This is a genomic window from Butyricimonas faecalis (assembly GCF_003991565.1).
Classification (GTDB): Bacteria; Bacteroidota; Bacteroidia; order Bacteroidales; family Marinifilaceae; genus Butyricimonas; species Butyricimonas faecalis.
In genome coordinates, this window is record NZ_CP032819.1 from 1728529 (window position 1) to 1750930 (window position 22402).

Genomic DNA, 22402 nt, shown 5'->3' on the forward strand with positions numbered 1-22402 from the left:
ACAGGAGAGGGGCAATTACCCAACGGTTCCCCCTCCTGTGTAAGGGGAGGGGGAGTTCGGGGAGGTAGTTCAGAAAAAAAATAAAAAAGCCGAAATCCCCCGACAAATCAAGCGTTGCCGGTACGTAAAACCCCCGCGATAGTTTCAATTTCCCCTTCACTTTCCAGCCATTTACTCTATTTTTTAATATTTTAACCACATCGTATCGTTTTCTGTATTATCTTTGTAGGGAAAATTCATATTATTAAAACATGACTTTAAAGAAATTGACGTTACCGGAACTCTTGAAAAATAGCTGTTCCAAGTTTTCAAAAAATTTATCTTTAAATTTTGTCGCAAGCGGAAAAAAAACTTACCAAGATTTATATAACGAAGTTGTGTCTATTGCCAACCATTTACTGCATCTAGGGGTAAAGAAAGGAGACAAAGTAGCCATCTTAAGTGCCAACATGCCAAACTGGGGAATCACCCAATTTGCCATCGCAAACATTGGAGCTATTGCCGTACCTGTCCTACCGGGATTCTGTTCTACAGAACTCCAAAATATACTGGAACATGCAGAGGTTAAAGTGATCTTCGTTTCTCGCTTACTGGCAAAATGTCTGGAAGGAGTAAAAACACCGTTCCTTAAGCATAAAATCTTGATCAACAACTTCTCAACGATCCCAGAAGGATGCTACCAACCGGAAGAATTGGATAAATTGGTCCCGGATATTAGTTTGAACAACACAACCCCTCTCCCCGAAGTTTCGATTGAAGAAGAGGACATTGCATCAATCATTTATACTTCCGGTACCACAGGATTCTCAAAAGGAGTGGTCTTAACACACAAAAATCTGGTATGGGATGCACGCCAGTGCCACACCATCCAGCCCGTGGACGAAACCTACCGTTTCCTGAGTATTCTACCGATGGCACATACTTACGAAAATACGCTGGGACTATTGTTACCCTTGATGTACGGAGCACAGGTATATTACCTGGATCGGGTGCCGACGCCGAAACTACTTGTTCCGGCCATGCAGAAAATCCGTCCTACAGTAGTTTTATCCGTGCCTTTGATCATCGAGAAAATCTACAAATCGCAAGTGTTACCTAAATTCACCGGTTCGAAATGGATGAGTAAACTCTATCAATTCGCCCCGGCCCGTAAACTATTCAACCGATTGGCCGGCAAGAAACTGATGGAAACCTTCGGTGGTGAATTAAAATTCTTCGGGATCGGTGGATCCAAACTGGATGGTACCGTAGAACAATTCCTGCGGGAAGCCAAATTCCCTTATGCCATCGGTTACGGACTCACGGAAACAGCTCCCATGGCCGCGGGTTCCAACCCGTCACAGACATTCCTTCAAGGAGTAGGCCCTGTCATGGAAGGTGTGCAAATTAAAATCAATGATCCCGACAATAGCGGACAAGGAGAAATCTGGATCAAAGGTCCCAACGTGATGAAAGGATACTACAAACGTCCGGAACTCACCGCGGAAACCTTCACGGAAGACGGTTGGTTCAAAACCGGCGACTTGGGTTCTTTCGACAAGAAGAACAGGTTAGCCATCCGCGGAAGAATCAAAACCATGATCCTCGGTGCATCCGGAGAAAACATCTACCCGGAAGAGATTGAATCCATCATTAATAACTTCCGCTTTGTGAACGAATCCTTGGTAGTGGAAAATAGCGGAAAACTGGTTGCCATGGTTCATTTCAACATGGAAGAACTTGAAAAACAATACCAAAGACTGAAAGACCAAGCCGGAAACTACAAGGAAAAAATCAACGATTACATCGAAGAACAAAAACAAGAACTACGGGATTACGTGAACGCCCGGGTGAATAACTTCTCAAAACTACAACTTGTACTCGTACAACACGAACCTTTTGAAAAGACCCCCACTCACAAGATCAAACGTTTCTTGTACTGCAAATAAAATAAAAAATCGGGAGTGTCAACAAGTCAGACTTTTAATGACTACCACCCCTAACCCCTCCTTGCACAGGAGGGGAAACCGCTTGGTAATCAACCCTCCCCTGTATAAGGGGAAGTTGGAGAGGGTAGCTTGTTGATAGGAATAAGACTTGTTAGACAGTCCCTTTATTACTTTATCTGAAAGTCCAGTAAACACTCCCCATCCAAGAGAACCCGAAGGTGATCCCCGATAGACAAATCTCTCTGCCGGAAAGTTCCCCCGCAAAACAGGAAATCTCCGATCTTCAACATATAATACTCAGACATCGCAGCAAGCGTCTCCTCCGGTCTCCGCGCCAATTCACCCACTTCACGCGTGAAAACATTCTTCCCGTTCAATTCAAACGAAAAAATCATATTTTCCGGCGAAACACCCGTCAACGACTTCATCGGTGAAAGGGCTGCCGAAGAATCAAAAGCCATCGCGGCCGCGGGAGATAAAGAAGCTGCCAGCAATTCCCGTTCCAAATTGTCCGCGTAAAAACGGATGCCTACCCCCACCTCTTCATAATACCGTCCGGCAAAACGCTCGGCCACGTGCTTCCCGATCTTCCCGATCCGTAATACAACCTGTGGTACACAACTCAACTCCGTGGCAAAAGCCGGAATATAGAAATCATCATTATTTCGCAAAAGGGCATTGTCACCGATAACATTATAAGCCACCTCTCCCGCCTCATTATACTCCGCACAAAGTAATTTCATTTCTAAAATCCAGAATTTAGAATCAAACCTCCAATTATCACAAAATCACCAACTCATCTAAAGCCCGCTTCGGCACATGATGCGATCCGTCCGCCTCCCGCCAATACTTGTAATCCCCGTCCCTCATCTCTTCCAGCACCACCGTTTCCTTCGGTTTGCCCAAAGCGATAACATACATAATCTTCAAATGCTCCGGTAATTGCAACACCTCCCGCAAAGACTCGTTCTTGAAAGCCTTGATAATACAACCGCCATACCCCTTCTCCACGGCTCCCAACAATATCGTTTGCGCCTGAATCCCGTCATCACACAAACAGTTCTCCACGATAGAAGTATCCAACAATTGGATCAGATAAGCTGCCGGGCGTTCTCCCTCTTCCGGACCGTCCCAATCCTTCAAATAACCTGCCCAAGCCAAGTTTGGAAACACCTTGTCACACAAACCTGCATCCGCCACGACCTTATACTTCAACGCCTGCGCATTTCTTCCCGATGCACAATAACGGGTCAGCCCGACCCATTCCGTCAACTCCTCCCGCGTGATACGAACATCCTGAACAAAACGACGGTAGCTCCTATTTTTTAATAACAGTTCTTTCAGCATAAATCTATATAGAATCTAATGATTAAATTGTAAATTTGTTCCGAAACAAAAATAGTAATAAAATATGAATTCGTTTCTCCATCTCCTGGCAAAAGATCTGATTCAGAAATACGGTTATCATTTTGACAACCTGACCATTCTCTTCCCCAACAAACGGGCCGGATTATTTCTGGCACAAGAGCTGGCACAATTGATTGATCGTCCCGTGTGGATGCCGGAGATACTGACCTTGAGCGAATTCATCGAACGCCAGACCGGGCTGAAAAAAGCCGAAGAGCTAACCCTTATCATCAAACTTTACAAAACCTATCAAGAGTACGCCGGGACGACCGAACGCTTCGACGATTTCTATTTTTGGGGCAACATGTTACTGGGCGATTTTGACGATATTGACAAATATCTCGTGGACGCGAAAGACCTCTTTTCCAACATCACGGCATTGCAGGAAATTGAATCCACTTTCCCCTACCTTACGCCGGAACAGGTGGAATTTATTCAAAGTTTCTGGCGAAGCTTCAACTCGGAAAAATACAGCCGGGAGCAACAGGAATTTTTGAACGTGTGGGATAAACTCTACCCGACCTACACCCGTTTCAAGGCAAAATTACTTGCCGAAAACCTGTGCTACGAAGGCATGGGTCAACGCCTGTTCTGCGAACAACTCTCCCGGCATCACACGGATCGTCAACTGATATTTGCCGGATTCAACGCGTTGAATCAATGCGAGAAAAGAATATTTTCCTATTTCCGGGACAACCGACAGGCCCTCTTTTACTGGGATTACGACTTGTACTACTCGGCCAATGACAACCACGAAGCGGGACTTTACATCCGGGAGAACATGAAACTATTCCCCAACGCTTTGGGACTGGAACATTTCAACAACTTCCGGTACAACGACAAAGCCATCGAATACATCTCCGTTCCCTCCACCATCGGGCAGGCAAAACTGATCCCGACACTGCTAGAACAAATCCACCCGGAACGACAAGATGCATACACGGACACGGCCATCGTCCTTTGCGACGAAAGCCTACTCACCCCGGTCATCCACTCCATTCCCGACACAATCGACAAAATCAACATCACGATGGGATACCCGGCGCAGAACACCTCGGTTGCCGCCTTGATTGCCATGCTGGGAGATTTAAAACATTATGCCAAAAAAGAGGGAGAAATGACCCATTATTATTACAAACCGGTCATTGCCCTACTGAACCACAAACTGATAAAAAGCTCCTGCCCGGAAGACGTTCCCAAAATCACGAACTACATCAACACGAACAACATCGTGTACGTGGCCGAAAAAAGTCTCCAGTTCAGCGAAATCACCCGGGCCATATTCTCCTCGTCGGAAGAGAATTTACTCGAGTACCTGTTGCGCATTTTGAAGCAACTGATCACCTCCATACAACCCGAAGGCCATGAAGGTCTGGCCATTGAAAAGGAATTTCTATTCACGATTTTCACGACCATTCAAGGCATTAAAAACACGTTTATCGAAGAGAACATCCTCCCGGACAACAAATTCTATCTCCAGATTATTCACAAAATATTACAAGGTGTATCCATCCCTTTTTCGGGAGAACCGCTGGAAGGCATGCAGATCATGGGATTGATGGAAACCCGTATGCTGGATTTCAAAAACCTGATTATCCTGTCGGCCAATGAGGGAATCCTACCGAAAGGCGGACACGCCTCGTCATTCATCCCCTACAACTTGCGGTTGGGATTCAGACTACCCACCCCGGAACACATGGATGCCCTCTTCGCCTACTACTTTTACCGCCTGCTACAACGGTCTGAAAACATCAAACTATTGTACACGGATGTCACGAAAGGCATGAGTAGCGGCGAGATGAGTCGTTTCCTTTACCAGATAAAATACGAATCGGGACTTCCCATCCGGGAAACCCATTTCCAAAATAGAATATCGGTTCAGGACAACCCGACCATTTCCATCCCTAAAAATCCGTCGATAGTAGAAAAACTGAAAAGTTACACGGATGAAAACGAACGGGGCATATCGCCATCTGCGCTCAACACGTACATGGAGTGCCATCTGAAATTTTATTTCAAATACATCGCCCGGATCAAGGAGAAAGAAGAGATGGCCGAAGAGTTGGACCACCGCCTGTTGGGAACCATTTTCCATCAAAGCACGCAATCCCTCTACCAAACTTTTCCCAACGGGGAGATCACGTCAGAAGGTCTCGACGCCTTGATGAAAAACGACTCGCTGATCGAACAACATATCCAGGCAGCCTACGAGAAACTGTACGATACTACCGTATCCAAAATGCTGGAGAGCGGGGCCAACGATCTCGTGTTGTCTGTCGTGAAAAAATACGTGAAGAAGGTTTTCGAATTTGATAAAACGTTATGCCCTTTCCGCGTGATTTCCATGGAAAAAACATACCGTATGCCCGTCACGATTTCCGCTTTTAACCATCCTATCGCGGTTTACGTGGAGGGAGATATCGACCGGGTGGATCGGGTGGCCCAAGGAACTCGTGTCATTGACTACAAAACCGGAACCGACAAAACCGACCTGAAGGACCTGCCGTCCATCTTTGACTCAAATAACAAACAACGAAACAAAGCGGCTTTCCAAACCTTGCTCTATTGCATGATGTACGAATATGAAAATCCCGGCACCGACCCGATCCTTCCGGGAATATACAGCACAAAATTACTTTTCACCCCGAATTACAGTTATCTGCTGAAATGTAACAAGGAGCCGATTCATCGCTTCAAACCATACGAGCCTGAATTTCAGGACTTACTCGTGCAATTACTGGAAAAACTCTTTTCCCCCGAAGTACCGTTCACTCAAACGGAACTATCGGAAAAGTGCCGCAGTTGCTCGTATAACGCAATCTGTAAACGAAAATAATGGAAAATTGGAATCATTTCGGCCGGAGTTAAGCGGGAAACAAGCGGCCACGGACGTTTCCCGTTCCATTCCCCTCCGTTTTAAAGCCGTTTAATGAATCGAATTTGACCCGTGGGGCACACCGTTCTAATTGCCACATACCCGCCAAGTTCTCCATTCACTCATGCTTAACTCCCCCGCCACACGAATGTTATACCTGTTCTTTCGCTTTCAAATAAAAGGGAAGCCGGGATGCCAGATGTTCCCGGACAAAAAATTCCAGCTCATCATCGGAACACTTCGCCAATAAAGGCCGGTCGGTACGTTGCCGTTTCAACCGATCGACGATCACAAGAGGTGACGTGTTCAAGAAAACAGTCGTTCCCTCTTGGTTCATATAGTCCATGTTATCAAAAAAACAAGGCGTTCCCCCTCCTGCGGCCAGCACGAATTCATCCCTCTCATTACATATTTCATGCAGGATTTCCCGTTCTCTCTCCCGGAAATACACCTCCCCTTCTTTGGCAAAGATTTCCGAGATCGACCGTCCCTCCCGTGCTTCAATACTCTCGTCCAAATCCAGAAAAGGAAGTCCTTTATCCTTGGCCAACTCCTTCCCGAACGTGGACTTGCCACTTGCCATATATCCCACGATAAAGTACTTCATACTTCTCACTTCCGCCATTTATTCAAAATCCAACTTCATCTGCGTCTCGTCATTCAGCATATCCGGGTTCGTGATCTCGAAATCGACATCGTTCGAAGGTGTTTCCTCGCTTTCCCCTTCCCCGCTATCCAAAGGTTCGATTTCATTAATTTGCTTCACCTCGTAAGTGGTCATCCGCTTTCCGCGTGCCTTGTACGATTTCTCGGCAATAAATTCATCCGCAACGATCACCTCGGCCGGACGCCCCTCGTAACGTCCGCCAAACACGATCTCGAACCGGGGGCGTTTTTCGCCACTCAAGGCAACCAGATACGACCCTTCCGTTTCCCCGATAAACAGCGTGTGACGCGCCACGTTCTCGAAACGGAAACGCTTCAGATAATAGAATTGCTGCTCCGCATCAAAGAATACGGCCGACCAGACTTTCTCGGGCTCATATTTCTCGATCACCAAGAATTCCTCCTCGTAGTGATTACTCAAATCGTAATCCGTCGTGTAGTAAGTACCATTTTTATTTACCACCAAAATCCGATCGTCCCCCTGGAATTCTCCCAGGTAACGGCCGCGTTCGTCCGTATTCAAGCGCAACACATCCTCGTCGATCCATATCTTCCGACCGCCCAGCGTGGAAGCCCCTTTCTGTACCAAGGAAACTTTATGAATATCATTTTTACTCAACACGTTTCCCAGCGAGTCGCGTCCCTTGATTGCCAAACCGGCAAAATCATACTCGAATACCAGTTTTTTCATCCCCGGTTTCGGTTTCAGGCACACCTTGATGACCTCGGCCTCCCCGTTCGGGTTCGCGCTGAAATACAGCACCCGCGATCCCGGCGTACCTTTCGTCAGGTTGTATTGCTTATCGCGCGTCGTTCCCGTCACGAAGAAACGTTTCACGTAAGACGGTCCCACTTTGCCATCCCGGTAAGCCACGTTGTATATCGTACGCTTGTCATTTTTCTTGAACACGTTCACGTACAGCACCTCTTTTCCCACGAACAGTTTATCGGCCACTTTGGTCACGTAATACGTACCGTCCTTCCGGAACACGATCACGTCGTCAATGTCCGAACACTCGCAGATGAATTCGTCCTTCTTCAAGGCTGTCCCGATGAAACCTTCCTCCCGGTTGATGTACAACTTTTCGTTTGCCACCACCACTTTCGTGGCCTCGATATTCTCGAAATTCCGAATCTCCGTGAGGCGTTCCCGGCCTTTACCGTACTTTTTCTTGATATTCTCGTAATAGTTAATCGAGTAAGGGATGATATGTTCGATGTCAAATTTCACCCGGGCAATCTCCTTTTCCAACTCCTTGATATAATTCTCTGCCTGTTCCGAGTTGAATTTCAAGATACGTTTCATCTTGATCTCCAGCAAAAGTTTTATATCGTCATCCGTCACCGGACGAATCAATTCCGGCAGAAACGGTTCCAAACGTTTCCGCACGTGAACCACCACTTGATCGATCATCTCGCTCTCCTCGAATTCTTTATCCTTATAAATACGTTCTTCTATGAATATTTTTTCCAACGATGAATATTGCCAATCCGTTTCCAGCTCTCCCAGCTTGATTTTCAGCTCCAACAACAACAAGGCTACGGTTTCATCCACCGACTTGCGCAAAATATCGGTAATCGGCATGAAGATGGGTTTATCGTTCTCGATGACACAAGAATTGGGAGAAATCGACAATTCGCAATCCGTGCAGGCATACAAAGCATCAAGCGTCTTGTCGGAAGAGACTCCGGCCGCCAAATACACTAAGATTTCAGCTGTTGCCGCCGTATTGTCATCAATTTTCTTGATTTTGATTTTCCCTTTCTCGTTCGCTTTCAAGATCGAATCAATCAAGGCAGAAGTCGTCCGCCCGAAAGGGATCTCCGTGATCCGCAATATTTTATTTCCGGCGTCTTTCTCTATCTTGGCCCGAATTTTCACCACTCCCCCGCGCAACCCGTCATTATATTTCGACACGTCAATCATGCCCCCCGTCGGAAAATCGGGATACAATACAAAATCTTCATTTTTCAAATAAGCGACACAGGCATCCAACAACTCGTTGAAGTTATGCGGCAATATCTTCGAGGCCAATCCCACGGCAATACCTTCCACTCCCTGGGCCAGCAATAACGGGAATTTCACGGGCAACGTCACCGGTTCCCGCTTCCGCCCGTCGTACGATAGCTTCCAGTTCGTCGTTTTCGGGTTAAAAGCCACCTCCAGAGCAAACTTCGAAAGACGCGCCTCGATATAACGTCCGGCAGCCGCATCATCCCCCGTCAGGATATTCCCCCAGTTTCCCTGGCAGTCCACCAACAGGTTTTTCTGTCCCAACTGCACCAAGGCATCCTTGATCGAGGCATCTCCATGCGGGTGATAAGCCATCGTACTCCCCACGATATTGGCCACCTTGTTGAATCGCCCGTCATCCATCTCCTTCATCGCGTGTAATATACGACGCTGCACGGGTTTCAACCCGTCATTCACGTAAGGTACCGCACGTTCCAAAATTACGTAGGAGGCATAATCCAGGAACCATTTCTCGAACATTCCCGACAAATGCTGAATCGAGCGCACCCGCCCGTTCTCTTCCTGTTGCTCCGGCTCCTCGTTCTCTACTTCATTCACGTCCTCGCTCTCTACTTCCCCATTCTCTATTTCCTCGCTCATATTAATTGAAAATTGAAAGTTGCAATCTAAAATCTAAAATTTAAAATCTAAAATGGTTAGATTTCATCCTTCTCCACGTACAAATTATCTATAATAAAATCCTGCCGCTCGTTCGTGTTCTTGCCCATGTAATAAGACAAGATCGTACCTATCGGGTCCTGCTTTGTCATACGCACCGGTTCCAAACGGATATCTTTCCCGATAAACCCGCCGAATTCGTCCGGGGAGATCTCTCCCAAACCTTTAAACCGCGTGATCTCCGGCTTTGGTCCCAACTGCTTGATCGCCTTCTCCCGTTCCGCGTCAGAATAACAATAGCGCGTCTCTTTCTTGTTCCGCACCCGAAACAACGGGGTCTGTAAAATGTACAAGTGTCCCGACCGCACCACGTCCGGGAAGAACTGCAAGAAGAAGGTCAACAGCAACAACCGGATGTGCATTCCGTCCACATCCGCATCCGTGGCGATAATGATATTATTATAACGTAGTTCCTCTATCCCGTTCTCGATATTCAACGCTGCCTGCAAAAGATTGAACTCCTCGTTCTCGTACACGATTTTCTTGGTCAACCCGTAAGAATTCAACGGCTTACCCCGCAAGCTAAACACGGCCTGCGTGTTCACGTCCCGCGATTTCGTGATCGATCCGCTGGCAGAATCACCCTCGGTAATAAATATCGATGATTCCGTCTTTCGTTCATGGTTGGAATTGAAATGCACCCGACAATCCCGCAATTTCCGGTTGTGCAAGCTCACCTGCTTGGCCCGTTCTCTCGCGATTTTCTGGATCCCGGACATGGCCTTCCGCTCCTTTTCCGTCTCGACAATTTTGCGCAACAGCAACTCTGCCGTATCCGGATTCCGGTGCAGGTAGTTATCCAACTCCTTCGTCACGAAATCAAAAATAAAATTACGCACGGAAGGACCATCCGGCGCTATATCCTTGGAACCCAACTTTGTCTTCGTCTGCGACTCGAACATCGGTTCCTGTACTTTTATGCTGATCGCTGCGATAATCGAAGTACGAATATCGGCCAAATCAAAATCTTTTTTGTAAAAATCACGGATTGTTTTCACCACGGCCTCCCGGAAAGCGACCAGGTGCGTTCCCCCCTGCGTCGTGTGCTGGCCGTTCACGAACGAGTAATACTCTTCGCCATATTGCCGCCCGTGTGTCATCGCCATCTCGATGTCATTTCCCTTCAAATGAATGATCGGGTACAACCCCTCTCCACTCATGTTCTCCGCCAACAGGTCATACAATCCTCTCTTGGAATGCAATTTCTGACCATTGAAATTAATTGTCAAGCCGGAGTTCAGGAACACGTAGTTTTTGAACATGGCCTCCAGGTAATCCATGATGTAATGGTAGTTGCCGAACAGCTCCTTGTCAGCGACGAAAGTCACCAACGTACCATTCGGTTCCGTGGTCGGTGCTATCGCCTGATCTTCCTCGATCAGGGCCTTGTTAAAGCGCACCCGTTTTGTCTCCCCGTCACGGAAGGACTGGATAATAAAACTCTCGGAAAGAGCGTTCACGGCTTTTATACCGACACCGTTCAATCCCACCGACTTTTTGAAAGCCTCGGAATCATACTTGGCCCCCGTGTTCATCTTCGAGGCCACGTCAATCAATTTCCCCAACGGGATTCCTCGTCCGAAATCCCGTACCGAAACTGTCCGTTCCTCCACGTTGATAATAATCTCGTTTCCCGCTCCCATCGCGAACTCGTCGATACTATTATCCACCACCTCTTTAACCAATATATATATTCCATCGTCCATCGCCGCTCCGTCCCCCAATTTCCCGATATACATACCAGGGCGCAAGCGTATATGTTCCCTCCAGTCCAGCGTCCGAATAGAATCTTCCGAATAATTCTCTACCATAAGTTACCTTGTTTTGCACAAAAATAATCAAAACTCCGCAAATTGAAATCTAAAATTTAAAATTTAAGAGCATAAATCGTAAATCATAAATCGTAAATCTAAAATTTATACGAGATCTCCTTAAAACCATACACCCGCTCATTCCCCCCTTCGTCCTCCAACACCAGCTGCCCGAACTCGTTCACCCCCCGGATCGATGCCCGGAACACGCCCCTTTCATCTTCCCAATGATACATGCCCTCCCGGCGATAAAGCACCTTCAAAAAATCACGTTCCAACCCCTCGTAATCCCGTATCGATTCGTAACGCCGTCCAATACAGTCCAGCAACTCCTCCAACGCCCGTTCCACGGGCATTTTCCCCCCGATCAGCTGAAACAGCGAAACCGGATTCGGGGCATCCGACAAAAAATGCTCTTGGTTGATGTTCACCCCGATGCCACACAATGAACCTCCCACGTAACGCCCCATGATGGAATGCTCGATTAATATCCCGGAAATTTTCCGATCCCCCACGTAAATATCATTCGGCCACTTCACAGTACACCCGGCCACGTAACGGGAAATAAAATCACAAGCCCCCAAAGCAATCACCATTGACACTGCGAATTGTTGCCCCGCCGGTAACTCCCGCGGTTTAAACACGACCGTCATGGATATATTTTTCCCCGGCTCACTTTCCCAATGATTCCCGACTTGTCCCCGTCCTTGCGTCTGTTTGTATGTCAAAATCACCATTTTGTCTTCCAATTCGTCCCACCCCACACGTTCCGCTTCCGTGTTCGTGGACCTCAACTCCTCGTACTCCCTCACCCGAAAACCGCTAACTTGATATTCCTGTATCATACTTTCCCTATTTTTTACAACGTAAAATTAACTTTTTTTACCCAACCGAACAACTCTGTGTAACACATATCCGCATACTGGATCACGCTTCTCTTCAACCACTACTCCTCAATATTCAAGCAAAAACGAATCACAATTATCCCGATGTATCACACGGAAGTCACTATTCTCATAGGAGTCCAAAAATAAACGAGGGATTTTCACCTTTTGATCGGGGTTCCATTTAAATTCATATCCTATAATCTTTCCATCTCGCTCCTCCACCCAATCGATCTCTTTCTGTTCCTTGGTTCGCCAAAACCATGAATTTCCCCACAAACGGTTATACTCCAAAAACTTTTTCCTTTCCGATATTAAAAAATTTTCCCACAAAGCCCCTCGGTCAGCCCGCCCTTCAATTTGATTAAAATTGGCGATCAAGGCATTTCTGATCCCGTTATCATAAAAGTAGATCTTCTTGCTGGTTTTCAACTCATTTCTCAAATTTCGGCTAAAGGAGTTCAATCGAAAAATAACATACGACTGTTCCAATAAAACAACATATTTTTCCACCGTTTTTGAATCCAAACCACACAATTGCGCCAATTCGTTGTAAGAAACCTGACTACCAACCTGAAAGGCAAGAGCCTGTAATAACTTAACAAGACTATCCGGTTTATTGATTTGGTCAGACATCAATACATCTTTATACAAGTAACTATCCGACAATAATCTTAGTATTTCCCTTTCTTCTCCCAGCCGCATCACGACTTCCGGATAATACCCAAAGATCAAACGATGCGGGATCATCCTTTTCTCTTCCAGCAATCCATGCTCATCAACCATTTCACCAAAAGAGAAGGGATACATCTTGTATTCCCATTTCCGTCCGGTTAAAGGTTCTCCCGTCTTCGTTGCCAATTCAAATGCCGAACTCCCCGTCGCAATTAATTGCACATCTTTTATCTGATCAGTCACCAATTTCAAGCGCAAGCCTATATCAGGAATTCGTTGGGCTTCATCAATAATGATAACCTTTTTACGACCAAACATCGCCCTCAAACGAGTTGCCGAAACCCCTTCAAACAACACCTGCACATCCAACTCATCCCCATTTAACCACATAACATCTTCCCGACCGCCAAAAAGTTCTTTCAATAAAGTTGTTTTCCCGACCTGTCTAGGCCCCATTAACAAGATCGCCTTCCCATCAAAAAGCTTCTTTTCTATAATATCTTGCAACTTCCGTTTGATTATCATGATTTCATATTTTCCTCAAAAATACAACTTTTTCGGAATCAATTCCAAAAATTCTTCAACTTTTTCGGAATCAATTCCGAGAATTCTTTAACTTTTTCGGAATCATTACTAGGATTTCATTGACAATGATCACCAAAACGTAAACATACGATAAAGTACACATTATGACGGCAAAAATTTCTCTATTAGAATGAAGCCTATTCTGCATCTAGCTCCCGTTATTGGAAAAAGAAATTCGGTTTGAGCCGTACTTTCACGAACCATCCGGATTCTCCCGTGTATAAATGCCTAGAAATTGAAACAACCTAACGAAAATTCTATCGAAGTGTAATAAGAAATTAATGAAACACGAAGAGGGCGTGTCAAAAATGAAGTGACACACCCTCTTTGTACGATAAGTTTACTCTAATAACCAAATATCTTTTTCAATTCACTATCCATCACCTCATGCGGTTTTCCCCCTTCCCCGTAACGTCCGACAATCACACCATTCTTGTCGATCAAGAACTTTGTTGGCAATGAATGTACTCCATACTTCAAGCTAATATCCGCCTCTACATCAAAGAAATATTCCATTCCACGCAATCCCCGAAGAACGTGAACAAATTGTTCAAGTCCATCATCATGAACCGCCTTGCGCCACATCTCTCTAGAAGAATCGTCATCAGCCACACACACAACAATAAGTTCCTCTTTCTTATATTTCTCATAGATTTCTTTCAAATGGGGATTCAATTTACGACAAGGTCCGCACCAACTTGCCCAAAAGTCTAGAATCACGTATTTTTTCCCTATCAACTGAACCAAATCAAATAATTCTCCATTTATATCTTTCGTTGAAAAAAGTGATGCATTCCGACCAACTGAACCATTAATCTCACCATCAAGATTCTGTCGCAACCTTCTCACGTAGGGACTATCCAACGCTTTTCCTGTAAGCAAATTCAAATAACGCCGGGCTTCTTCCGAGGATAACCCCCTCCGAAATTGCATGTTGAATAAAAGCGAAGCAGCATAATAAGAATTTGTATGGTTTTTCACGAATTCTAAATTCTTAGTTATTATTTGTTGATTTATAACCTTATAGTCTTCACGCGCTTGTTTTTTCTCCTCATCGGAAAAATTCTCGTTTTGAATTTTCTCTCCGACTTCTTTCATTTTCTGATATTCCTCCTGAACTTCTTTCTCGAAAGCCCTTGCCATTTCATTGAGTTTAGAACCTTCAAGCGTGTAATCAGCAAAATTACCGACCTTAAGAGCAAGCTTCATTACTCCGGGCTCCGTCCACATGGAAGCGGTCTGCGAAGCTCCCAACATAAACTTAACCTCTGTCGGGTAATCAAGCGGTCGACTCCACTCGAACTTCCCATTTTTCACATTAACAGTATCTTCCACATACCCTTTATCATTCACGTATACCACGCAAAGCGTAACATCTTTTTTTTCATCCAATGTTCCTTTTATTGTCGTTTTTCTGTTATCCACCGAAACATTACAAGAAAAACATGCAAGACAAACCAGTAGTCCTAATATCTTTTTCATTTTCATGTATTTGTTATTATTCATCAAAACTTATTGTGCACGTTCACGATAAACCACATCAACAACATTTGCAAAACCCGTATATTCCACCACTTTCGAGACAACATCATTCACCCCGTCAACAGAATAAAATGCCACTTTCCCCCCCTGCGTTTCATCCGCCGCAGCATCATCATACGAAGCTACAATCAAATGGTATTGCTGATTCATGAACTCTTCGCTTTGGTTTGTTAATGAGGTATAACTTGAATTTCTGTAAAGATTAAATTTAAGACGAGTTACCGTCTCAGAATCTTTCAATTTTATATCAGTAAGCTCCTTGGCCGTTTTTGTCCCTAGATTATAAAGGTACACCTTATTTTTCACGGCATAAAACATCAACGGGAACTGACTATGAAAGGCAAAATGCTCGGCTTGTTCGAAGTCCGGAGCAACTACCTCATCAATATACAATTCTTGTATAAAACCATATCCTCCCACATTAATACCATAAATCGAACGCTTGCCAACCCCGTCCTCCAATATAGCATAAACCAACCCATTAGAACGACGCGTCCCCTCCATGTACACCATATCTTTACCCGTGGAATAAGAGAATAATTTATTCTTACTCGGCTCACGTATTGAACTCACTTTTTGTTGTGCGACATCACGCACATCTCCTTGAAATGCAACAAATCGCTGATTATCTATATCATAAAACACCACTTTAGGAGTCATGCCATTCCACGGTCGAACCCAACTAAAACCGGCAAACGGTGCTACTTTAAACTCGGCAGGAGAGCCGGCTTCCGTGGTATTAAGCGGGAACCCGTATGCACTACCTCCGTCAGTAGCATCTTCCAAATATACATTCCCGGATTCAGAGAAAGCAAAACGATATTTGACTTGCCAAGAGTACGTTGATGCAGGAAATGGAACTTCCGCAATCATCGTTTCCCCCGGATCCAAAGCAAATTGATTCAAGTTAAATTCCATCAACTCACTTGATTCTAACGATTCGTTATCAATCAAATAGGACCCTTCTGTTGAAAATATACTCAATTCGTCACCAGGATTACCCAACTGAGGTAAAAATCCCAAACTCGTAGCATGATGAATCTCCGGCAATCCGACAGCAATATCATGTATGGTCTCTATTCGAGTAGACGAAATCTGGGAAATCATATCCAAACGCACCCGCTCGTTAGTTCCCTCGTTACATAATACCAGCCACCCCTCAAAAGTCGTTGAACTTATTATGACATCGAAAAAACATGACGTCACAACATTATTTCGCTTATCCGTAACCGTAAACCAACAAACATAGGAATTCGCACTATAATTTGCCGGGATATCAAGATCAAAACCGCTTTCAGGGGTCACATCCACCCAAGGATGTGAAATACCTTCTGCATCATATCCTCCCAAACTACCCATTCCTTTATATCCTAAACGATATTGGAATGTGTAATTCGGATTGTCAGCCTTGATCTCCCCTTCAATGGAAGAGGTGATTTTAGGGGAAACAGTTATATTTTCCACGTACCCCAAGACCTCTACAACAGAAGGTATTCCTTCTATTTTGATATCTGCCAATTCCGTGTAATCGTAACTTCCCTTGTCATCAATGCAAGAAGCCGCAAATAGGGAAATTATAAACAGAAATGCTAAAATATTCTTTTTCATATACCATCACTTTTTTATTCAATACAACCTGAATAGTCGACCTTAAAATTCGGACCTAATTGCATATACGTTCCATCATCATCTAGTTTCGGCGTTTTCATATCAGCCAATTCCTGCAAAACATTACGCACCATATATGCGTAAATAGGGAAACATCCCGCTCGTACCTTGCTATCGCTATATCCCCCTCGTAACCAATCCTCCACCGGAATATCACACACATCATTTACCAAACGAAACTTTGCTACCGACCACGGTCCGAAATAATCTTCTGCACTATACCAATACAATGGTCTCGTGTAGATTTCACTAATCAAAAATTTATAACGGTCTGCCATAATTTGTTCTCCAGTAGCGTAATAAACATTTGTATTTTTCTGTTCGTTGAAATAAACTTTAAAATACTCGTTATCCTCCAGCTTCAACATCAACTGAATCTTTCGATCCCCTAAATCAGACGTTCTAAAAAATCTTACGGGAAAAGAGACACTACTCTCTCCTGCCGGGATCACGGCATCCTCAGGGTTCATTTCATAATGTACCCCTTCGATCGCAGTCGTATTCTCAGTGTCGATCACAAGTTTAACTGGTCGCGGGTAATCTCTCACCTTACCCATAGTACGAATCTTTGTTGTCAAAATAATTTCGACCACGGTATCAGACTCGGTATAGAACGAATAATCGGTAGAATCAACATATAACTCACTATTTACAAAGTTAGCTGTACGGTTGCCCGACTGAAAATAGACTCCGGCTTCACCCCGGTCGAAAAGCATAATCTCATCTTTATTACAAGCCCCAACAAGAAAAAATAGGAGCATAAACGGCAAAACATTTTTCATTCTCATAACAAATCCTTTTAATTACTATTTCATCTCGCCCTCGGGAAGTGGAGGTACGATATTAAGAGTCGCCCTCGACAATTCTTTCCCATTATCATTAGGCAGAACAGTCCCCGCAGGATACCCTGCCATAATCGTAATTCGTTTCAAAAAGAAAAACACTTGTCCTTCCCCATAAAATTCTCGTATATATTCTTGTGCAAGTAATCTCGACCAACCGAGACTCGTAATAAGGGAAACCCGAGATTCGGAAATAGCGGGACATCCACGCTTTCCCCGGATTTCGTTATACCATTTAAGACCATCCTCTATTTGAGGTTCACATTCCGTGGCAATGTAATACAACTCGGACAACTTCACCAATGGAATCATTTTAGAATAAAAATATTCAGAATCAGAACTTTCCGAATTGGGCTTATCAATAGCTTTATATTTCGTGAACACATAACCTTTAGCATTTTCCTCAACAACTCTTTCCCATTGCGATTGGAAACGATAATCCATAGTTTCTGAACCTAGTAACAAATGCGTGAATAATGATGTTTGAGCCCCGGAAACATAGGTACTATGTGGCTGCAAAAAATTACTTGATGAAACCGTTGAAGAAAAATAATTGAGGAAAATCCTATCCCGGCTTTTCATGTACACGCTGGCCAGCACCTCGGAAGAAAACACTCTATCCGGATTCGTGTTATTCGCCAATAATTTATTCGGGTCCACTGCCGGAAAATATTCCTTTACCTTGGGATCCTCAAGCAATCTTTTAGCTTCAACCAACGCATTCACCTTGTCACCTCCCCACAAATAAGCCCGGGCCTTGAGAGCGATCACGGCGTAATAATTAAAACGGAATTGGCGGAAACGCAATTGCACGGATTCGCCCTCAACTTCTGAGGCCATTGGCCCGTTAATGATCACCGGATCATCAACCAACAATGCTTCGGCGTTATTAAAATCACGGATGATCTTCTCCATGATTGTACTGAACGGAAGTAACGGAAGCGTGGTTACCTTTGTTGATTCATTATAAGGAATCGACAAAGCATCAGGATTATTATCCCAACGAGGACCAAACAATCGAAACATATCCAAATGCAGGAAAGCACGCACGGCCAACATCTCTCCTTTCATCAAATTAGCTTCCGTTTCCGACAGAATTCCCCGTTGGTTATCAACCTGTTCTATCAACAAATTGGCTGCCAGAATCAATTCGTAAGATTTCTGCCAAATAATACTAAGTGCCCCCGCCACGTAAGTAGAAGAATAATCATTATTACTCAAATCTTTAAAATAAAGCTTAGCTTTTGTCGTTTCATATCTCTTAGACATGATATCAATTGCTTCCCAACTCATCTTACCGCCGTAAAGATCCTCGGAAGACAAACGATTATATATCCCGTTTACCGCAGTATAGAACCCGGCTTTCGTACTATAAAGTTGCTCCGCTGTTTGCTTATCTTTGGGGACGACATCCAAGAAATCAGAACAACCCGCCAGTAAAAACATACCTCCCAATAATAAAATGTATACTTTCAGTTTCATAATAATTGTCTTTTAAAAATTAAACGACAAACCTGCATCTATCGACCTTGCAAAAGGATAATCTATACCTCGTTCGGAACGTATCGTCGAGAAACGGAACACGTCACGCATGGAGCAAAAGACTTTCAAGTTACTCAAACCCACTTGCTTGATCCACCCGCCCATAAATTCATACTCAAGATATAGCGATTCCAATGCCAACACGTCTTCACGCTGTACGAACCGAGAACTCATCGGAGAGGAATTCACATCTCGAATATTTTTAAATATACGGATGTCACCGGGATTTTGCCACCGTTCATAAAGTGCACGGCGATCTTGATTATAATACAAGTTTACATTTTCGACTTTATTAAGCAAGGCGGAATTAAACACATCCGCACCTAGTTGATAACGGAAATTAAGACTTAATGTCAATCCTTTGTAGGTGAAAGAAGAGCCGATCACACCTTCAATATCAGGCCGCGTATTACCACAGATCACCTCGTTGTCGTAAGAAAAATCATACGTGAAACCTCCCTCTTTGGTAAAAAATAACTCTTTACCCGTTGACGGATCTATCCCGGCAGACTTGATCACCCAGATATCATCGGGATCAGCACCGTCATAATAGCGTTGCGTGCGAGTTCCCCGCCCGTTATTATTGAAAACATCAAGCTTATTTCCGATTTTGTCGATTCGTGTTTTTTGAGTCCTCCCGTTAGCCCGTACAGACCAAAGAATCCGTCTATCAGTATCTCGCAAAATATGGAAAACCGTTGAAAATGTAATCCCTTGAGAAACCTGTTCTCCGGCATTCGTGTAATACTCTGTCGTTCCGGAAGAGTAAGGCATCGTAACTCTGATTAACAACGGATCCGTCAGCTTATGAAAGTAATCGACAGTCAACGAGAAACGACTATTAAATAACGTCAAATCCATCCCGATATTTTTATCTTGCGTGATTTGCCACTTCAAATCCGGGTTACCGATCTGATCCGGTAACGCACCTAACCCAAAATAATTCAACATCCCGGACTGAAAAGCGTAAGTAATCAAAGTTCTCCCGGAATCAAAACTTTGATTACCCGGATTACCGATAGATGCCCGGATTTTGAACAAATTCACAAAAGGCAAATTATCAGCGATAAACTTTTCCCGATGTAGATTCCATCCCAAGCCCAATGACCAAGTCGTGTTATATTTACTCGTGCTCCCAAACACGGAAGAACCATTCAACCGCAAACTGAAATCCATCAAATAACGATCATCAAACGAGTATCCCGTGTTAAAATAAGCATTTACGGCATGCGAAACAGTCTCGACGTAAGTAGGCAAAGCATTTTCCGGATAACCGCCGGCAAAAGAAGGATAGGTGAAATCACCTGCAGGGAATCCCTCCACGGAATAACCCTGCAACAATGTTTTCGAGCTGAACACATTACCTCCACCAACAATATTTATCCGGTGCTTACCGAACAATTGAGCAAAAGTCACAGTAAACTCCCCCTCATACTGATTACCACGTAAATTCGTGGTGGTGTACTCGCCCCGTTTGCCACTTTCCTTATTCAACACTTGATCCGTATCCTCCGGGGAAATAAATTTCTCTGTATCATCATTACTGTATGTCAACCCGAAACGAGCCCTCACCTTCCACAAATTAGAAGGAGTCCATTCGGCAATAAAATAATTACTCAAATTCAAATTGTTTCCCGTGTTACGACTATTCAAACTTGCATTCCACAAAGGATTGGCAATTTTAACATCATCGTTATATTCAAGCCACTGTTCGATTGTCCCATCGCTATTCCGTTTCTTATAATAAGGATTTGACTTTGCATAAACACTGAAAGAAACAACCGGATTATCGTAATCGGTCGTACTGACTGAAAATTTATTCGAAAATTGAAATTTGGAAACCCGGTATATCAGATCGATATTCCCGCTTAGTACCTGACGATTAGATTCCTTCATCACACCGGTCACGCCATTGTAAGCTCCTCCCAAGCCGAACATAAAATGCTCATCACCACCCATGACATAAAGCGAATGCTTCTGGTTAACCCCCACCCGCAACGGCTCCGCCAGCCAATAAGTATCAATACCTTCAGCAATAGAACGCAAACGCTCATGATACATCTCACCCAAACGGATCTCCGTTTCTGTCCGGTAAGGAGACCCCACGATATTCGGATCATATCGTCCGGCCAAAGACTCGAATTCCAACTTTTCCCTCGCATTCATCAAATTATAGCTGGACAAATCTGGCATCGTCACGTTCAAATTACCATTATAATTAACCTGCAATTTCCCCGCCTGCGGTTTCACCGTCTCAACAACCACAACACCGTTAGCCGCCTTGGAACCATAGATTGCCGTGGAAGCGGCATCCTTCAATATTGTTATAGATTCTATTCTGTTTATATCCAAATCATTGATCGCTTCAAGCGATGACTCAAAACCATCAAGTATAAAAAGCGGTTGATTGGGATCCGCCTCCAATTCGTCGCGCATACCAAGCATACTGGATTTTCCTCGAATCTCCATGTTAGGAAGGCGATTGGGATCGGAACCAAACTGCACGTCATCCAAAATAGCAAACGACGGATCAAGCGTTTTCAGACTCTGAAGCACATTTGAAGTCCCGACTTTTTTCAACTCATTCTTGGTATAAGAAGAAACCGACCCGGTAAAACTCTCTTTCTTACGGGTAAAAATTCCGGTTACCACCACATCTTCCAGTTCATTCACGGCATCTTTCATCACCACGTTAATCGTATCTTTTCCTTGATACTTCACCTCCACCGTCTCCATACCTACCATCGTGAAAACCAATACGGGATTTTCTTTTCCCTCAAGAAAAGTCAATGAATACCTTCCCTCCATGTCCGTGGCCGCACCTAATTGAGTACCTTTAATAATTACAGTCACTCCCGGCAGAGGCTCCTTTTTCGTATCTGTCACGATACCGGTGATCCGGATACCTTTCTTCTCTTCTTCCCGTTGCACCAACATCACCACATTTTGATCATACAAAAAAGTAAAAGGAGTAGACGCCAGCACTTCCGTCAGTAAATCACTCACTTTCTTCTTTTTCGCATGTACATTAATTAAAGACATCTTCTCCAATTGGTTCGTGTTATAAATAAAACGAACCCCTGTTTGCTTATGAATTTCGTTAAATAATTCATAGTAATGCACATTTTTCAGGTCCAGACTAACCACCTGATCCTGAGCCTTAACATTCGCACGTGATGCAAATTCAAGCAAAACCACAAAAATGAAACATAACCTCATGATCATCCAAAGTTTTTTATGTGCCTTGTCAAAAAAATGGCACATGATTCTTCTTTTTTTCATACA

The 22402-nt window shown here is 44.2% G+C and carries 14 protein-coding genes; 2 read left to right on the forward strand and 12 right to left on the reverse strand.

The window, feature by feature from the left end; translation table 11 throughout:
* Positions 1–251 precede the first annotated feature (251 nt).
* Positions 252–1928 (forward strand): AMP-binding protein, encoded by a 1677-nt coding sequence (locus D8S85_RS07775; protein ID WP_106480209.1) that lies wholly within the window; start codon positions 252–254, stop codon positions 1926–1928.
* Between the two features lie 167 nt (positions 1929–2095).
* On the opposite strand, the gene D8S85_RS07780 is transcribed toward D8S85_RS07775, so the two are convergent.
* Positions 2096–2671, reverse strand: a complete 576-nt coding sequence (locus D8S85_RS07780; protein WP_106480210.1) for a fumarylacetoacetate hydrolase family protein — start codon at positions 2669–2671, stop codon at positions 2096–2098.
* Between the two features lie 37 nt (positions 2672–2708).
* A complete protein-coding gene (locus tag D8S85_RS07785) occupies positions 2709–3275 on the reverse strand; it encodes a nitroreductase family protein (RefSeq protein WP_106480211.1) in 567 nt (188 codons plus the stop codon).
* Positions 3276–3339: 64 nt separating this feature from the next.
* Here D8S85_RS07785 and D8S85_RS07790 point away from each other — a divergent pair, with 64 nt between their 5' ends.
* Positions 3340–6171 carry a PD-(D/E)XK nuclease family protein gene (locus D8S85_RS07790; protein WP_127074956.1) on the forward strand — a complete coding sequence of 944 codons (2832 nt, stop codon included), beginning with the start codon at positions 3340–3342 and terminating at the stop codon, positions 6169–6171.
* A gap of 190 nt (positions 6172–6361) precedes the next feature.
* Here D8S85_RS07790 and D8S85_RS07795 read toward each other — a convergent pair whose 3' ends face one another.
* From D8S85_RS07795 to D8S85_RS07845, 10 genes are all read right to left on the reverse strand, one after another.
* Positions 6362–6817, reverse strand: coding sequence for a shikimate kinase (locus tag D8S85_RS07795; RefSeq protein ID WP_394345043.1), 456 nt, complete (start codon positions 6815–6817; stop codon positions 6362–6364).
* Positions 6818–6835: 18 nt separating this feature from the next.
* Positions 6836–9490, reverse strand: a complete 2655-nt coding sequence (locus D8S85_RS07800; RefSeq protein WP_106480213.1) for a DNA gyrase/topoisomerase IV subunit A — start codon at positions 9488–9490, stop codon at positions 6836–6838.
* A gap of 56 nt (positions 9491–9546) precedes the next feature.
* Positions 9547–11379 (reverse strand): DNA topoisomerase IV subunit B, encoded by a 1833-nt coding sequence (locus D8S85_RS07805; RefSeq protein WP_106480214.1) that lies wholly within the window; start codon positions 11377–11379, stop codon positions 9547–9549.
* Positions 11380–11477: 98 nt separating this feature from the next.
* Positions 11478–12224 (reverse strand): biotin--[acetyl-CoA-carboxylase] ligase, encoded by a 747-nt coding sequence (locus tag D8S85_RS07810; protein ID WP_228423155.1) that lies wholly within the window; start codon positions 12222–12224, stop codon positions 11478–11480.
* Between the two features lie 108 nt (positions 12225–12332).
* The gene (locus D8S85_RS07815; protein ID WP_106625017.1) at positions 12333–13460 is read right to left on the reverse strand and encodes an ATP-binding protein; all 1128 of its coding nucleotides are present in this window, start codon (positions 13458–13460) and stop codon (positions 12333–12335) included.
* Between the two features lie 408 nt (positions 13461–13868).
* A complete protein-coding gene (locus D8S85_RS07825; RefSeq protein WP_158641525.1) occupies positions 13869–15005 on the reverse strand; it encodes a TlpA disulfide reductase family protein in 1137 nt (378 codons plus the stop codon).
* 30 nt (positions 15006–15035) lie between these two features.
* On the reverse strand, positions 15036–16673 hold the full coding sequence (locus tag D8S85_RS07830) for a PKD-like family lipoprotein (protein ID WP_106480216.1): 1638 nt from the start codon (positions 16671–16673) through the stop codon (positions 15036–15038).
* A 14-nt stretch (positions 16674–16687) separates the two neighbouring features.
* The gene (locus tag D8S85_RS07835) at positions 16688–17521 is read right to left on the reverse strand and encodes a DUF4843 domain-containing protein (protein ID WP_106480217.1); all 834 of its coding nucleotides are present in this window, start codon (positions 17519–17521) and stop codon (positions 16688–16690) included.
* An 18-nt stretch (positions 17522–17539) separates the two neighbouring features.
* Positions 17540–19057, reverse strand: coding sequence for a RagB/SusD family nutrient uptake outer membrane protein (locus D8S85_RS07840; RefSeq protein ID WP_106480218.1), 1518 nt, complete (start codon positions 19055–19057; stop codon positions 17540–17542).
* Between the two features lie 12 nt (positions 19058–19069).
* Complete coding sequence (locus tag D8S85_RS07845) at positions 19070–22399, reverse strand: SusC/RagA family TonB-linked outer membrane protein (protein WP_228423156.1); 3330 nt, start codon at positions 22397–22399, stop codon at positions 19070–19072.
* Between the last annotated feature and the right edge of the window lie 3 nt (positions 22400–22402).

Excerpts from the sequence above, each read along its gene's own strand:
- D8S85_RS07835 (WP_106480217.1), bottom strand. The coding sequence starts at position 17,521 with ATGAGAATGAAAAATGTTTTGCCGTTTATGCTCCTATTTTTTCTTGTT.
- D8S85_RS07845 (WP_228423156.1), bottom strand. The coding sequence starts at position 22,399 with ATGAAAAAAAGAAGAATCATGTGCCATTTTTTTGACAAGGCACATAAA.
- D8S85_RS07785 (WP_106480211.1), bottom strand. The coding sequence starts at position 3,275 with ATGCTGAAAGAACTGTTATTAAAAAATAGGAGCTACCGTCGTTTTGTT.
- D8S85_RS07825 (WP_158641525.1), bottom strand. The coding sequence starts at position 15,005 with ATGAAAAAGATATTAGGACTACTGGTTTGTCTTGCATGTTTTTCTTGT.
- D8S85_RS07830 (WP_106480216.1), bottom strand. The coding sequence starts at position 16,673 with ATGAAAAAGAATATTTTAGCATTTCTGTTTATAATTTCCCTATTTGCG.
- D8S85_RS07840 (WP_106480218.1), bottom strand. The coding sequence starts at position 19,057 with ATGAAACTGAAAGTATACATTTTATTATTGGGAGGTATGTTTTTACTG.
- D8S85_RS07810 (WP_228423155.1), bottom strand. The coding sequence starts at position 12,224 with ATGATACAGGAATATCAAGTTAGCGGTTTTCGGGTGAGGGAGTACGAG.
- D8S85_RS07795 (WP_394345043.1), bottom strand. The coding sequence starts at position 6,817 with ATGAAGTACTTTATCGTGGGATATATGGCAAGTGGCAAGTCCACGTTC.
- D8S85_RS07780 (WP_106480210.1), bottom strand. The coding sequence starts at position 2,671 with ATGAAATTACTTTGTGCGGAGTATAATGAGGCGGGAGAGGTGGCTTAT.
- D8S85_RS07805 (WP_106480214.1), bottom strand. The coding sequence starts at position 11,379 with ATGGTAGAGAATTATTCGGAAGATTCTATTCGGACGCTGGACTGGAGG.
- D8S85_RS07800 (WP_106480213.1), bottom strand. The coding sequence starts at position 9,490 with ATGAGCGAGGAAATAGAGAATGGGGAAGTAGAGAGCGAGGACGTGAAT.
- D8S85_RS07775 (WP_106480209.1), top strand. The coding sequence starts at position 252 with ATGACTTTAAAGAAATTGACGTTACCGGAACTCTTGAAAAATAGCTGT.
- D8S85_RS07790 (WP_127074956.1), top strand. The coding sequence starts at position 3,340 with ATGAATTCGTTTCTCCATCTCCTGGCAAAAGATCTGATTCAGAAATAC.